The following is a 14,224-nucleotide window of genomic DNA, read 5'->3' on the forward strand; positions in this document are numbered from 1 at the left end:
TTTGCTGCGGTCGTGGCGGAATTGGTAGACGCACCAGATTTAGGTTCTGGCGCCGAGAGGTGTGAGAGTTCAAGTCTCTCCGACCGCACCATCATTAAATAGAACCCAGCTTTTTAGCTGGGTTTTGTTTTATCTGGAATATGCAAATCTGCTAGCCAAGTCACCAAGTATTCTCTTCTATAACCTCACTTTTAATACGATTTTATAAGACAATGTCAGCTCCATTTTCTAATTGAGTACGACTAGCCTATGAACCCCCTCCCCTTAACGATCGGTTGCTACACAGATACACCAAGTAAAAGCCAAGGTGTTTATCAAACTCAGTTAGATCTAGAAACAGGAAAACTATTACCTCTAGAGCTGATCATCAAATGTACTAACCCCTCTTTTATTACTGTAACAAAGACTGGGATCTATACTGCATCGGAAGTGGACCAGCAAAAACAGCCCCAGCTCATTCATATACCTAATGTTGATTCACAGCTAACACACAATACAAGCCTCATCTCGGGAGATCACCCTTGTCACGTCGCGATAGATCCACACAATAAGTTTGCTATCACGTCGCAATACTCATCAGGCACATTCGATATTTTTAGCTTAAGTATCAACGGCAGCATCGATAAACGACTCAAAACAATCCAGATGGTTGGTTCCGGGCCAAACAAAGAGAGACAAACTAGCCCACACGCCCATCAATGCCTGTTCTTACAAAACTCACCACAGTTTGTGACTGTCGATCTCGGCACCGATCGCATCAACTTCTATTGCTTTGATGAAGAGCAAGAAGAGTTCCTTGATGAACCAATGCTGTCTATTAAGGTGCCCGCCGGCAATGGACCTCGCCATTTAATCTTTAACAAAGCTGAAGACAGAGCCTATGTGGTCTGTGAACTCTCTGAAACGTTGCTGACTTTGGAAAAGGTTTTAGGCATTTGGAATGTAGTGGAAGAGATTGATGCATTGCCTAATATGGAGAAGGGAGAAGCCGCAGCTGCGATTAAGCTATCGCCTGATGAGCAATTCCTTTATGTGTCATGTCGACACCAATCAAGAATCAGTAGCTTCAAAATCGACTCTGAGACTCAAAGGCTGACTTTCATTGATAACTACGACACTGAAGGCAAATTCCCAAGAGACTTCCATATAACGAACGATGGGAAATGGCTTATCGCCGCCAACCAGCACTCCAACAACATCACCTCATTCAAGCGAGATAATGAAGATGGGTCTTTGGTTTATACAGGGTACTCTTTAGAGATCGATGCACCGGTTTGTGTGACGCAACAGCGATAGTAGTCATCTGATACAAAAAAGGAGAGCATTCGCTCTCCTTCTCTTTATAAAGTGTCTGTAATACTCAATTAAAGGCCCAGGGCATACTTCAACACTTGAGCTTTAATCGGCCCTGAGTTCTCTGCTAGCTTGAGTGCAGCATTACGCACAAACTTAAGTGGACCAATGTCGTTGCTGAATGTCTTATAGAAGAAATCCATACCGCTTTGCATCACTAGGTTGTCACCTCTTCTCATCACCTCGTAGCGTCTTGCTACAGACTGGTTCAATTCACCCTTTTCTTTGGTGACATCCAGCAGTACTGATACATCTTTGAAGCCTAAGTTAACACCCTGCCCAGCCAAAGGGTTGATGGTATGCGCAGAGTCTCCGACCAAAATACAGTTATTCTTCGAGTATGATTGAGCATGACGTCGTGTCAGAGGAAAAGAACCCGAATTCAAGACTTTGATATCACCTAACTCTTTAGGAAAGTGAGTAAGTACTTCGTTACGTAGTTTTTCAGGGGCCATTGCTGACAGTTGCTTAATACGCAGTGGAGAATCATACCAAACTAACGAGCCCAGCCCGACTTCTTGACCGTCAGAGGTTAGAGAACACAAAGGCAAAAATGAACGAGGGCCACTTGGTAGAAATTGCTGCCAAGTAATATCTTGCTGAGGTTGTTCTGTTTCTACATTGATAAGCATACAGTGTTGTCGATAATCCCAAGCCGTGATGCCAATTCCAGCTTGTTGGCGAACGGCTGAATTCGCACCATCAGCACCAACCACCCACTTCGCAGACAACTCAGCCCCTGATTGAAGCTTTACGATATTGATTTCACCAAACTCAATCACATCGAGCTTTTCTGGGCATAACAGTTCGAGATTGTCGTAGGCATCAAATTGAGACCATAAACCTAATTGAATGAGTCTGTTCTCAACGATATAGCCCAAACGAGGAAGGTCTAGTGAGGCAGCATCAAATCGAGTACGACATTCTGGGTGTTCCCAAGTCTCTAAGCGCTTGTAAGAGCAAACTCGCATTGCTGCTATGTTCTGCCATGCACCAAGATCGTCAAGTAAATCGACTGACGCCTGAGAAATCGCTGACACTCGAATATCCATCGCTTGCGACTCATCAAATGCTTGTGGGGCAAAACCTTCGATCACCGCAACACTCAGACCTTGCTTTGCAAAACCGATTGCTGTTGCTGCGCCAACCATGCCGCCACCGACTACTACAATATCGTAACTGTTCATATTTCGTACTTATCAGTTTGATTCTTTGACTGTTTTTGATTGTACTTTTTCATAACTAACTTGTAACCAAAAACCTTATTCGAAAAAAGGGTTATCCCTTATGGTATATGGCGTTAACGATAATAAAAACCACTACATAAGAGATTTGTTCAGACTACTAGTCAGTCGGTTTTGAAACCAGTACAATACGCCGCTTGCCGCTAGAGCCTGTCATAAAATTGAATACCGAATTATGACAAACGGGGCTAGCGGATGAATAATGGGCGATTTGCTCCCTTAAATTAAACTAACGATCGAGCGAACATATAATGAGTAAGAAACTGCTAATTAAAACTTGGGGCTGTCAGATGAATGAATACGATTCATCAAAAATGGCCGACCTGCTTAACGCTGCAAATGGCTATGAGCTAACTGAAGTACCTGAGGAAGCAGACGTACTACTATTGAATACTTGTTCTATCCGCGAAAAAGCGCAAGAAAAAGTATTCCACCAGCTTGGTCGTTGGAAAACGCTTAAAGATAAAAAAGAAGGTGTGGTGATCGGTGTGGGTGGCTGTGTAGCGACTCAAGAAGGTGATCACATTCGTCAACGTGCGCCTTACGTAGACGTTATCTTTGGCCCACAAACATTACACCGTTTGCCAGAGATGATTAAATCATCACTGTCTAACGAAAAGCCAGTAATGGATATCTCTTTCCCAGAGATCGAAAAGTTCGATAACCTGCCAGAGCCAAAAGCTGAAGGCGCGACGGCGTTCGTTTCTATCATGGAAGGTTGTTCTAAATACTGTACTTACTGCGTTGTACCATACACACGTGGCGAAGAAGTTAGCCGTCCAATGGATGATGTACTTTTCGAAGTTGCTCAACTTGCAGAGCAAGGCGTACGTGAAGTTAACCTGCTAGGTCAAAACGTAAACGCATACCGCGGTCCAACACACGAAGGCGATATCTGTTCATTCGCAGAACTGCTTCGTCTTGTTGCTTCTATCGACGGTATCGACCGTATTCGTTTCACAACAAGCCACCCGCTTGAGTTTGGTGACGACATCATTGAAGTTTACAAAGACACACCAGAGCTAGTGAGCTTCCTTCACCTACCAGTACAAAGTGGTAGTGACCGTATTCTTACGATGATGAAGCGCCCACATACGGCTATCGAGTACAAATCTATTATCCGTAAACTGCGTAAAGCTCGCCCTGACATTCAAATCAGCTCTGACTTTATTGTTGGTTTCCCTGGTGAGTCTAAGCAAGACTTCCAAGATACAATGAAGCTAATTAAAGACGTTGATTTCGATATGAGCTTCAGCTTTGTTTTCTCTCCACGTCCAGGTACGCCAGCGGCAGATTACCCATGTGATGTACCAGCACAAGAGAAGAAAGATCGTCTGTACGAACTGCAGCAAACGGTAAACACACAAGCTATGCGTTTCTCTCGTCTAATGTTAGGCACAGAGCAACGTATCCTTGTTGAAGGCCCATCAAGAAAGAACCTAATGGAACTTCGCGGCCGTACAGAAAACAGCCGTGTTGTGAACTTCGAAGGTTCTGCAGACCTAATCGGTCAATTCGTAGATGTGAAGATCACTGAGGTTTACACCAACTCACTACGTGGTGAGCTAGTTCGCACAGAAAAAGACATGGGTCTACGCGTTGTTATGACTCCAGCAGAAATGATGGAAAAAACAAAACGTGAAGACGAGCTAGGTGTAGCGACATTTACGCCATAGGCAATACAACTGTTTGAGCACAAAGCGCAAACACAAAGCTTGAAATTACCTAACTAAGTGACCATCTTAGAAATAGGGATATCACCATCAGAAGCCCGGTCTAAATCGGGCTTTTTGCTCTTTGTTTTATTTAAGAGTGAGTGGCACAAAATGAGAGGCTAATTTGAGCAATAAAATCGTTACCTTAGAGATAAATCTAGAACCAGCAGACAACAAGCGCTTGGCAAGTTTATGCGGACCATTTGACGACAACATCAAGCATCTTGAGCGTCGTCTGGGCGTTGAGATTAATTACCGTAGCAACTTTTTCACCATTGTCGGTAAGCCTCACACTACAGCCGCAGCTTTAGACATCATCAAACACCTCTATGTTGAAACGGCTCCAGTTAAAGGCAACATAATCGATATCGAACCAGAGCAAATACATCTGGCGATCACCGAGTCAGGCATTTTGGAGCAACACGTCGAGTCTGAAATTGACTACGGCAAAGAAATGACCATTAAGACTAAAAAAGGCGTCATCAAACCTCGAACGCCAAACCAAGCACAGTACCTAATGAACATGGTGACTCATGACATCACCTTTGGTATTGGGCCAGCAGGTACAGGTAAAACCTACTTAGCCGTTGCTGCAGCAGTTGATGCACTTGAACGCCAAGAGATTCGTCGCATTCTATTGACGCGCCCTGCTGTTGAAGCCGGTGAGAAGCTTGGTTTCCTACCGGGTGATTTAAGCCAAAAAGTAGACCCATATTTACGTCCACTTTACGATGCGCTGTTTGAGATGCTTGGCTTTGAGCGAGTTGAGAAGCTGATTGAACGTAACGTAATTGAAGTCGCGCCACTGGCTTACATGCGTGGTCGTACATTGAATGATGCGTTTATCATTCTTGATGAGAGCCAAAACACCACGGTAGAACAGATGAAGATGTTCTTAACCCGTATCGGTTTTAACTCACGCGCTGTGATCACAGGTGATATTACGCAAATCGATTTACCTCGTGGTGCAAAATCAGGCTTACGCCATGCGACTGAAGTGCTCAATGAGGTCGACGACATTAGCTTTAACTTCTTCATGTCTGAAGACGTCGTTCGTCACCCTGTAGTTGCTCGTATCGTCAACGCATACGAGAAGTGGGAAGCAAAAGACCAGAAAGAGCGCAAAGAGTTTGAAAAGCGTAAACGTGAAGAGCGTGAAGCCAAACTTCTTGAGGCTCAGCAGGTAGTTACGACACAATTAGCAACACAAAATAGCTCTGTAATTGCAGAACAAGGTGATAAATAGATGTCTATTGAACTAGACCTGCAATTAGCGGTCGAAAATGAGCAAGGTCTTCCAACTGAGCAAGATATTCAGCTTTGGTTGGACAAGACAATTCCTCAGTTTCAAGAGAACGCTGAGTTGACGGTTCGTATCGTTGATACACAAGAAAGCCACCAGCTCAATCATGAATATCGTGGCAAAGATAAGCCAACTAACGTGTTGTCTTTTCCATTCGAGGCTCCTCCAGGGATCGAGTTAGATCTACTGGGCGACCTCATTATCTGCCGCCAAGTTGTCGAAAAAGAAGCAGAAGAGCAAAGTAAGCCTCTGCTAGCACACTGGGCTCATATGGTTGTACATGGCAGTCTGCATCTGCTAGGTTATGATCATATCGAAGATGATGAAGCTGAAGAGATGGAGTCACTCGAGACAGAAATCATGCAATCTATGGGGTTTGAAGACCCTTACATTCTAGAAAAGTAAATTGATTCTAGTAAAGTAGGTTGCAGAGAAACAATAACTCATCGAACCTGTGATTTTCACAGGAATCTGAGTTGTAACGTGTGCTATCACACTTCTGATAGCGTTATTTTTTGAGAAATCATGAACGAAGGTAACCCCCCCACTTCTGAGGGAAGTAAAAAATCTGAAGGTCCGAGTAGAAAGTCCTTCTTTGAACGCCTAGGCCAACTATTTCAAGGTGAAGTAAAAGATCGCCAAGAGCTCGTAGATGTAATCCGCGACTCAGAAATTAATGACCTAATTGACCACGACACACGCGACATGCTCGAGGGTGTTATGGAAATTTCAGAGATGCGAGTACGCGATATCATGCTGCCTCGCTCTCAAATGGTTACAGTTGAACGCACAGATGATCTAGATACATTGATTGCGCTCATTACTGATGCTCAACACTCTCGCTACCCAGTGATCAGTGAAGATAAAGACCATGTTGAAGGCATTCTATTAGCGAAGGACCTACTTAAGTATTTGGGTTCAGAAAGTGCTCCATTTGATATCGAACAAGTGATTCGCCCTGTCGTGGTTGTTCCTGAAAGTAAGCGAGTTGATCGCCTGCTTAAGGAGTTCCAAGAAGAGCGTTACCACATGTCTATCGTTGTCGATGAGTTTGGTGGAGTTTCTGGCCTGGTAACCATTGAAGATATCCTCGAAGAAATCGTTGGTGAAATTGAAGACGAGTTCGACGATGAAGAAGAGCTAGATATTCGTAAGCTGAGTAAGCATACCTTCTCTGTAAAAGCTTTAACCACTATTGAAGAGTTCAACGATACGTTTAACACTGCCTTTAGTGACGACGAAGTGGATACGGTAGGCGGCATGGTTATGACAGCACTCGGCCACCTGCCGGTTCGTGGCGAAATTGTAGAAATCGAAAACTACCATTTCAAAATAACATCAGCAGATAACCGTCGTGTGATTCAGCTACAGGTAACCATTCCTGACGAACAGCCTCTTCCGACTATCGAAGAATAACAACTTCTCTCTAAAGAGATGACAGAAATTAGATGACTAATACCTTTATTCATCGCCTATTACGGCCGCTTGCGGCCGTTTTTGTTGGCGCTATAACCACCCTTTCATTCGCTCCATACTCTATATGGCCTCTTGCTATTCTCAGCCCAGCTTTGCTGCTGTTACTGATCCACAACCGCTCTCCTAAAAGTGCGCTTTGGATTGGCTACGCATGGGGTTTAGGTCAATTCACCACAGGTATCAGCTGGGTATACGTCAGCATTGATGGTTTTGGCGGCATGCCACTGGCAGCCAACCTATTTTTGATGGCATTGCTTGTTGGCTACCTAGCCGTTTATTCAGGGCTATTTACCTGGGGTTTGAATAAATTCTTCCCTGCCAATAACCTAAGCCGCTTTTTCCTTGCAGCTCCTGCATTCTGGCTAGTCTGTGATTGGCTGCGTGGCTGGGTAATGACGGGCTTCCCTTGGCTTTGGTTAGGCTACAGCCAAATCGATTCGCCATTGGGTTCATTTGCACCGATTGGCGGCGTAGAGCTAGTAACTTTAGCGATCATTGTTTCAGCCTCTGCATTCACTTATGCGATTGTTAACCGGGCTTGGAGCATCGCTCTCATTCCCGCCGTCGTATTTAGTGCAGGCTTTGGTATTCGCAACATCGACTGGGTCACGCCGAACCCTGAAAAAACCACGTCAGTCGTCTTGATACAAGGCAACGTCGATCAAGACAGTAAATGGCTACCGAGTCATCGCTGGCCAACCATGATGAAGTACACCGACCTAAGCAGAGAAAACTGGGGAGCGGATATCATCATCTGGCCTGAAGCGGCTATTCCAGCATTCGAAGTTGAGATCCCATCTTTCCTACGTAACTTGGATAGCGCAGCGAAGATGAACAACAGTTCGATCATTACCGGTGTGCTGAATCAGTCTGAAGATAAGAAATACTACAACAGTGTTCTTTCTCTCGGTGTGAATCCATACGGTGAGTACAGCTACGATCCAGACGAACGCTACCATAAACACCACCTGTTACCATTTGGTGAGTTTGTGCCGTTTGAAGATATCTTGCGTCCATTAGCACCTTTCTTTAACTTGCCAATGTCATCATTTAGCCGTGGCGACTTTGTTCAACCAAACATAGTGGCAAATGGTCGTCACTTAGCGCCGGCACTGTGTTATGAGATCATCTTTAATGATCAAGTTAGACAGAACGTAACCGACGAGACTGACTTTATTTTAACGCTCTCTAACGATGCGTGGTTTGGTCGTTCGATTGGCCCTCTTCAACATATGGAAATTGCACAGATGCGTGCTCTGGAGCTTGGTAAGCCGGTTATTCGCTCGACCAACAACGGTGTGACGGCAGTTACTGATTACAAAGGCAATATAATCAAGCAAGTGCCTCAGTTTGAAACGGCAGTGTTAAAAGCTGAACTCATTTCAACGGATGGTCAAACGCCTTATCACACAGTAGGTACTTGGCCACTGTATATCTGGGCGATGCTCAGTTTGGTGATTGGTTGGGTAATTAGAAAGCCAAAAAGCTAGATTCGACGAAAAGTGATTTGAGGGTTGACTGATCGGGTCAACCCTTTTTCATTGCTGTGGTTTTGCGTTGATACGCTATGGTTCAGAAGCTTACGGTTTAAGGGCTTTACGACTAAACCCTTTAGAACCACATTTAATGCATGGAATGATATTGGTTGGGTGGTTATATTCGGTTTGGTGACCACACTCGTCACATACTAAGGTTCCCAAGCCAATGACTTCACCCGCTTGATACAAGCCTTGGTGTTCTAAGTCTTGGAACAGTTCAACCCATTCCACCTTAGTACGATCAGTAATATCCAACAGCCCTTGCCAAATAGAGTCCGCAATCATCAAATAGAATGGACCGCTTTTACTCTCTTCATAGCTTTCGGAAAACTCTTTTAAGTCCGACTTCACGTAGGCAGAGATCAATGAAAGCTCATCTTTAGTCATATCATTAGCTGCTTTCGCAAACTTGCCCGACGTTTCGATTTTGTTGTTGAGCTCTTCAGGGCTATGCTTCAGCGTTTCAATCACCTCTGCGACGACTTCTTCATAGAGCGCTTTTTTCTTCGGCATAACAACCTCCTTAAGATAACCAACCTTTTAGTGAGCAAACGGATGCGCTGCAATGCACTCCCGCTTACAAACAAATGCAATTCATACTCTTAAGTATAGTTGCCCTGCGAAATTCAGTGAAAATTACACAATCTACTAAGCGGCAACTGCAAGTATGAAGGGTATAACTATTGTTGTACTCAGCTCCTTTAGGTATTCTATGACGATCTGTAAGATTCTGTTCTAACCGAACTCACAAATTCCAAGATAACCGGATACCATCGATGCAAGAACAATATAACCCGCAAGAGATTGAACAAAAGGTTCAACAACACTGGGATAACAGCGAGACTTTCGTTGTAAGTGAAGACCCAAACAAAGAAAAATTCTACTGTCTTTCTATGTTCCCTTACCCAAGTGGCCGACTGCACATGGGTCACGTGCGTAACTACACCATCGGTGATGTGGTATCTCGTTTCCAACGTCTACAAGGCAAAAACGTAATGCAGCCAATTGGTTGGGATGCATTCGGCCTACCTGCAGAAAACGCCGCTGTTAAAAACAATACAGCACCTGCACCATGGACTTACGAAAACATTGAGTACATGAAGAACCAGCTTAAGCTTCTAGGTTTTGGTTACGACTGGAACCGTGAATTCGCAACGTGTACTCCAGAGTACTACCGTTGGGAACAAGAGTTCTTCACTAAGCTTTACGAAAAAGGCCTGGTTTACAAGAAGACATCTTCAGTGAACTGGTGTCCAAACGACCAAACAGTACTGGCAAATGAGCAAGTAGAAGACGGTTGTTGCTGGCGTTGTGACACTCCAGTAGAGCAAAAGAAAATTCCACAGTGGTTTATTAAAATCACTGAGTACGCTCAAGAGCTACTAGACGATCTAGACAACCTTGAAGGTTGGCCTGAAATGGTTAAGACCATGCAGCGCAACTGGATCGGCCGCTCTGAAGGTGTTGAGCTATCTTTCGCTGTTAACGGCGAAGAAGCACCATTAGAAGTGTACACAACACGTCCAGATACACTAATGGGTGTTTCTTACGTTGGTATCGCTGCAGGTCACCCTCTTGCAGAGAAAGCATCGAAGAACAACCCAGAGCTTGCTGCATTCGTTGAAGAGTGTCGTAACACTAAAGTTGCTGAAGCTGAACTCGCAACGATGGAAAAGAAAGGTATGGATACTGGCCTAACGGCTATCCACCCTCTTAACGGTCGTGTTGTTCCTGTATACGTAGCAAACTTCGTACTTATGGATTACGGCACAGGTGCGGTAATGGCGGTTCCTGCTCACGATCAACGTGACTACGAGTTCGCAACTAAGTACGGCATCGATATCATCCCAGTAATCAAACCTGAAGATGGTTCTGAACTAGACGTGTCTGAAGCGGCTTACACTGAAAAAGGTGTACTGTTTGATTCTGGTGAATTCGATGGTCTTGCGTTCCAAGAAGCATTCGATGCAATTGCTGCGAAGCTTGAAGCTGAAGGCAAAGGTAAGAAGACAGTAAACTTCCGTCTACGTGACTGGGGTGTATCTCGTCAACGTTACTGGGGCGCTCCAATCCCAATGGTAACCACTGAAGACGGTGAAGTTCACCCAGTACCAGCAGACCAACTGCCAGTCATTCTTCCTGAAGATGTAGTAATGGATGGCGTAACGAGCCCAATCAAGGCTGACAAGTCTTGGGCTGAAACAACATTCAACGGCGAACCCGCTCTACGTGAGACTGACACGTTCGATACGTTTATGGAGTCTTCTTGGTACTACGCACGTTACTGTTCACCGCAAGCAGACGACATTCTAGATCCAGAGAAAGCAAACTACTGGCTACCAGTTGACCAATACGTTGGTGGTATCGAGCACGCTTGTATGCACCTGCTTTACTCTCGTTTCTTCCATAAGCTTCTACGTGATGCTGGCTACGTGACGTCTGATGAACCGTTCAAGCAACTACTATGTCAAGGCATGGTTCTGGCTGACGCGTTCTATCACGAAAACGAAAAAGGCACCAAAGAGTGGATTGCACCGACTGACGTAACGGTTGAACGTGACGGTAAAGGTCGCATCGAAAAAGCAGTCGACGATCAAGGTCGTGAAGTTGAACACTCAGGCATGATCAAAATGTCTAAGTCTAAGAACAACGGTATCGACCCACAAGAGATGGTAGACAAGTACGGCGCTGATACAGTACGTCTATTCATGATGTTTGCATCACCTGCAGACATGACGCTTGAGTGGCAAGAGTCTGGCGTTGAAGGGGCTAACCGCTTCCTTAAACGTGTTTGGAAATTGGTTCACGCTCACTCTTCTAAGGGTGCTGCTGAATCTGTTGATGCTTCTGCGCTATCTGGCGACCAAAAAGCACTTCGTCGTGATATCCATAAAACTATCGCGAAAGTAACGGACGATATTGGCCGTCGCCAAACGTTCAACACGGCAATCGCTGCAATCATGGAACTGATGAACAAGCTGGCGAAAGCACCTCAAGAATCTGCACAAGACCGTGCAATCCTTGACGAAGCGCTAAAAGCGGTAGTACGCATGCTTTACCCAATGACTCCACACATCTCTTACGAAATGTGGATTGCACTTGGTGAATCAAACGTAGACTCAGCAACATGGCCAACTTTCGATGAGAAAGCGCTAGTTGAAGACGAGAAAACTATCGTTGTTATGATCAACGGTAAGCTACGTGCGAAACTAACCGTTGCTGCTGATGCAACAGAAGAGCAAGTTCGTGAGCTTGGTCTAAACGATGAGAACGCTAAGAAGTTCCTAGATGGCTTAACTATCCGTAAAGTTATCTTCGTACCAGGTAAGCTTCTAAACATCGTTGCTAACTAATTTCGTTAGCACAATGCAATTGCTAAAGAATTAACGAACTTAATTCATCAAAAGCAGTCTGTAGACAGGGTAGCTAATTGCCCTGTCTACTTATTTAAGCGCTTTAGACTTGAGCCTAACCACTCAAACGAACTAAAGCCTTTAAATAAGTATTCTACCTTCATGAGAGCCATCAAATAATGCGCCTGATTTCACTATCTTCATTGAAAGTTACTGTTGTTGTTTTAACCGTCAGCCTATTAAGTGCGTGTGGTTTCCACCTACGTGGTGATTACTCCGTACCAGAAGAACTCAACAAGATCTCCGTAACCAGTTACGACCAATACAGTACGTTTACACGTATGATGAAAGGTCAACTGCGTATGAATGATGTAGAAATTGTGCCACCGGCTGAGAATACACCTAACCTGCATATTATTAGTGAGAGCGTAGGTGAGCGAACTCTGTCTCTATACCAAAACACTCGTGCAGCAGAGAAAGAACTGACATTCCGCGCTTCATACCGCGTAACTGTCCCGGATCTAGGCTCAAAGACGTTCTCAACCAGCGTAACCCGTAGTTACCTAGATAACCCGCTAACTGCACTTGCGAAGTCGGTTGAACGAGACATGATCGAAGATGAGATGCGTAAGTTGGCAACAAGCCAAATCCTTCGTCAGATGGCTCGACTAAAAGCGAACATTGCAGCTGATAGCATGGACCTAGATGCACTAGAGCACGTTCAAGTGAAAGAACTCGAAAAGCAATACAACATCAAGAATGTTGAGATCGTACCAGCTTCAGAAGAACAACCAACACTTAGCGATTCGGCTGAGTAATAGGTTTATTTGATGCGTATTTTTGCTGACCGCTTATCAGAGCAACTTATTAAACAGTTGAGTAATGTTTACCTAATTTTTGGTAACGAACCGCTACTGTTGCAAGAGAGCCGAGAAGCGATTCAAAAGGCTGCAAAACAGCAAGGCTTTGAAGAACGTCACCGCTTTGCGATTGATAGCAGTCTCGACTGGAATCAAGTCTACGACTGCACTCAAGCACTGAGCCTATTCTCTAGCCGTCAGGTCATCGAGCTTGAACTGCCAGAGTCAGGCGTCAATGCCGCAATAGCGAAAGAGCTACTCGCAATCTCCGAGCATATCCACAGTGATATCTTGTTAATCTTGGTGGGCACTAAGCTCACCAAAGCTCAAGAAAGCGCTAAGTGGTTTAAGGCTCTTTCGAATCAGGGTCACTGGGTCAGTTGCCTAACGCCAGATGTCAGTCGGTTACCTCAGTTTGTCCAAGCGCGTTGCCGTCAAATCGGTTTAACGCCAGACCCTGAAGCGATTCAAATGCTGGCGCAATGGCATGAGGGTAATCTATTTGCTCTCACCCAAAGCCTAGAAAAACTGGCTCTCCAATACCCAGATGGAAAACTCACGTTAGTACGCTTAGAAGAATCGCTGAGTCGACACAACCATTTTACTCCATTCCATTGGAGTGATGCGTTATTGGCAGGCAAAGGTAACCGAGCACAACGAATCCTGCGTCAGCTAGAAGCTGAAGGTGTCGAACCCGTCATTTTATTACGTAGCATACAACGAGAGCTTGCTCTGCTATTACAAATGCAGCAACAAATGAAACAGATGCCGATTGGTCAGGTCTTCGAAAAACACCGTATCTGGCAATCTAAAAAGCCTCTTTATAACGCCGCGCTAACAAGAGTTTCGATTTCTCAATTACACTCTTTGTTCGCGTTGCTCACTCAAGCTGAATTGATGACAAAAACTCAATATGAGCAGTCGCCTTGGCCACTAATTCATCAGTTAAGCGTAGAGTTTTGTATCCCTTCAGCTTCAATACCATTCCACGCATAAAAGCGTGTTATATTCTAGGGTCAACAAGCCCTAAACAAAGCTAAATTCAGATTAAAGGAACACCCAGTGTTACGTGAAGAACTAAAAGATTTTCTTGCAGACAAAGCCGACGACATGAAAGCAGAATCGATTGTAACTATCGATGTAGAAGGCAAATCAAGCGTTACTGATTACATGATTGTTTGTACTGGCACCTCTAAACGCCATGTTGCCTCTATTGCACAGCATGTTGCTGATGAAGTGCGTAAAGCGGGTATGCAACCTCTAGGTATGGACGGTCAGCAAGAAGGTGAATGGGTTGTTCTAGATATGGGCACAAGCATGCTTCACGTTATGCAAGAAGAGCATCGTGAGCTGTACCAACTAGAAAAACTTTGGGGCTAAGC

12 protein-coding genes and 1 tRNA gene are annotated in these 14,224 nt (G+C 44.7%); 11 read left to right on the forward strand and 2 right to left on the reverse strand.

Annotation, left to right across the window (positions count from 1 at the left end):
* Positions 1 to 6: 6 nt before the first annotated feature.
* Together AB4307_RS05870 and AB4307_RS05875 are read left to right on the forward strand one after the other, a co-directional pair.
* Positions 7 to 91 (forward strand) — tRNA-Leu (locus AB4307_RS05870).
* Between the two features lie 158 nt (positions 92 to 249).
* Positions 250 to 1,296, forward strand: coding sequence for a lactonase family protein (locus AB4307_RS05875; protein WP_372131399.1), 1,047 nt, complete (start codon positions 250 to 252; stop codon positions 1,294 to 1,296).
* A gap of 68 nt (positions 1,297 to 1,364) precedes the next feature.
* Here the strand turns inward: AB4307_RS05875 and AB4307_RS05880 are convergent, their stop codons facing one another.
* Positions 1,365 to 2,540 (reverse strand): 2-octaprenyl-3-methyl-6-methoxy-1,4-benzoquinol hydroxylase, encoded by a 1,176-nt coding sequence (locus tag AB4307_RS05880; protein ID WP_371725104.1) that lies wholly within the window; start codon positions 2,538 to 2,540, stop codon positions 1,365 to 1,367.
* A gap of 308 nt (positions 2,541 to 2,848) precedes the next feature.
* On the opposite strand from AB4307_RS05880, the gene miaB reads away from it, so the two are divergent.
* From miaB to lnt, 5 genes are all read left to right on the forward strand, one after another.
* Complete coding sequence (miaB, locus tag AB4307_RS05885; protein ID WP_065584439.1) at positions 2,849 to 4,273, forward strand: tRNA (N6-isopentenyl adenosine(37)-C2)-methylthiotransferase MiaB; 1,425 nt, start codon at positions 2,849 to 2,851, stop codon at positions 4,271 to 4,273.
* A 163-nt stretch (positions 4,274 to 4,436) separates the two neighbouring features.
* A complete protein-coding gene (locus AB4307_RS05890) occupies positions 4,437 to 5,558 on the forward strand; it encodes a PhoH family protein (RefSeq protein ID WP_372131401.1) in 1,122 nt (373 codons plus the stop codon).
* Positions 5,559 to 6,020 carry an rRNA maturation RNase YbeY gene (gene ybeY, locus AB4307_RS05895; RefSeq protein ID WP_012603383.1) on the forward strand — a complete coding sequence of 154 codons (462 nt, stop codon included), beginning with the start codon at positions 5,559 to 5,561 and terminating at the stop codon, positions 6,018 to 6,020. It abuts the gene before it with no gap.
* A gap of 120 nt (positions 6,021 to 6,140) precedes the next feature.
* Positions 6,141 to 7,031 carry a CNNM family magnesium/cobalt transport protein CorC gene (gene corC / locus AB4307_RS05900; RefSeq protein ID WP_012603382.1) on the forward strand — a complete coding sequence of 297 codons (891 nt, stop codon included), beginning with the start codon at positions 6,141 to 6,143 and terminating at the stop codon, positions 7,029 to 7,031.
* Between the two features lie 32 nt (positions 7,032 to 7,063).
* On the forward strand, positions 7,064 to 8,581 hold the full coding sequence (lnt, locus tag AB4307_RS05905) for an apolipoprotein N-acyltransferase (protein ID WP_017064170.1): 1,518 nt from the start codon (positions 7,064 to 7,066) through the stop codon (positions 8,579 to 8,581).
* 90 nt (positions 8,582 to 8,671) lie between these two features.
* Here the strand turns inward: lnt and AB4307_RS05910 are convergent, their stop codons facing one another.
* Positions 8,672 to 9,142: a zinc ribbon-containing protein gene (locus tag AB4307_RS05910; RefSeq protein WP_372131403.1), complete on the reverse strand. Its 471-nt coding sequence runs from the start codon at positions 9,140 to 9,142 to the stop codon at positions 8,672 to 8,674.
* 263 nt (positions 9,143 to 9,405) lie between these two features.
* On the opposite strand from AB4307_RS05910, the gene leuS reads away from it, so the two are divergent.
* From leuS to rsfS, 4 genes are all read left to right on the forward strand, one after another.
* Entirely contained in the window at positions 9,406 to 11,982 is a 2,577-nt protein-coding gene (leuS, locus tag AB4307_RS05915) for a leucine--tRNA ligase (RefSeq protein ID WP_048614215.1), read from the forward strand.
* Between the two features lie 179 nt (positions 11,983 to 12,161).
* A complete protein-coding gene (locus tag AB4307_RS05920) occupies positions 12,162 to 12,800 on the forward strand; it encodes an LPS-assembly lipoprotein LptE (protein ID WP_017068504.1) in 639 nt (212 codons plus the stop codon).
* 12 nt (positions 12,801 to 12,812) lie between these two features.
* The gene (holA, locus tag AB4307_RS05925; protein WP_017068505.1) at positions 12,813 to 13,838 is read left to right on the forward strand and encodes a DNA polymerase III subunit delta; all 1,026 of its coding nucleotides are present in this window, start codon (positions 12,813 to 12,815) and stop codon (positions 13,836 to 13,838) included.
* Between the two features lie 66 nt (positions 13,839 to 13,904).
* Complete coding sequence (gene rsfS / locus AB4307_RS05930) at positions 13,905 to 14,222, forward strand: ribosome silencing factor (RefSeq protein ID WP_004735247.1); 318 nt, start codon at positions 13,905 to 13,907, stop codon at positions 14,220 to 14,222.
* Positions 14,223 to 14,224: the final 2 nt, after the last annotated feature.

The organism is Vibrio sp. 10N.261.52.C2, from assembly GCF_041471425.1.
Classification (GTDB): Bacteria; Pseudomonadota; Gammaproteobacteria; order Enterobacterales; family Vibrionaceae; genus Vibrio; species Vibrio crassostreae_C.

What these genes read in the sequence shown, in the direction of transcription:
- AB4307_RS05875 (WP_372131399.1), top strand. Translation starts at nt 250, where the DNA reads ATGAACCCCCTCCCCTTAACGATCGGTTGCTACACAGATACACCAAGT.
- AB4307_RS05880 (WP_371725104.1), bottom strand. Translation starts at nt 2,540, where the DNA reads ATGAACAGTTACGATATTGTAGTAGTCGGTGGCGGCATGGTTGGCGCA.
- miaB (WP_065584439.1), top strand. Translation starts at nt 2,849, where the DNA reads ATGAGTAAGAAACTGCTAATTAAAACTTGGGGCTGTCAGATGAATGAA.
- ybeY (WP_012603383.1), top strand. Translation starts at nt 5,559, where the DNA reads ATGTCTATTGAACTAGACCTGCAATTAGCGGTCGAAAATGAGCAAGGT.
- corC (WP_012603382.1), top strand. Translation starts at nt 6,141, where the DNA reads ATGAACGAAGGTAACCCCCCCACTTCTGAGGGAAGTAAAAAATCTGAA.
- lnt (WP_017064170.1), top strand. Translation starts at nt 7,064, where the DNA reads ATGACTAATACCTTTATTCATCGCCTATTACGGCCGCTTGCGGCCGTT.
- AB4307_RS05910 (WP_372131403.1), bottom strand. Translation starts at nt 9,142, where the DNA reads ATGCCGAAGAAAAAAGCGCTCTATGAAGAAGTCGTCGCAGAGGTGATT.
- leuS (WP_048614215.1), top strand. Translation starts at nt 9,406, where the DNA reads ATGCAAGAACAATATAACCCGCAAGAGATTGAACAAAAGGTTCAACAA.
- AB4307_RS05920 (WP_017068504.1), top strand. Translation starts at nt 12,162, where the DNA reads ATGCGCCTGATTTCACTATCTTCATTGAAAGTTACTGTTGTTGTTTTA.
- holA (WP_017068505.1), top strand. Translation starts at nt 12,813, where the DNA reads ATGCGTATTTTTGCTGACCGCTTATCAGAGCAACTTATTAAACAGTTG.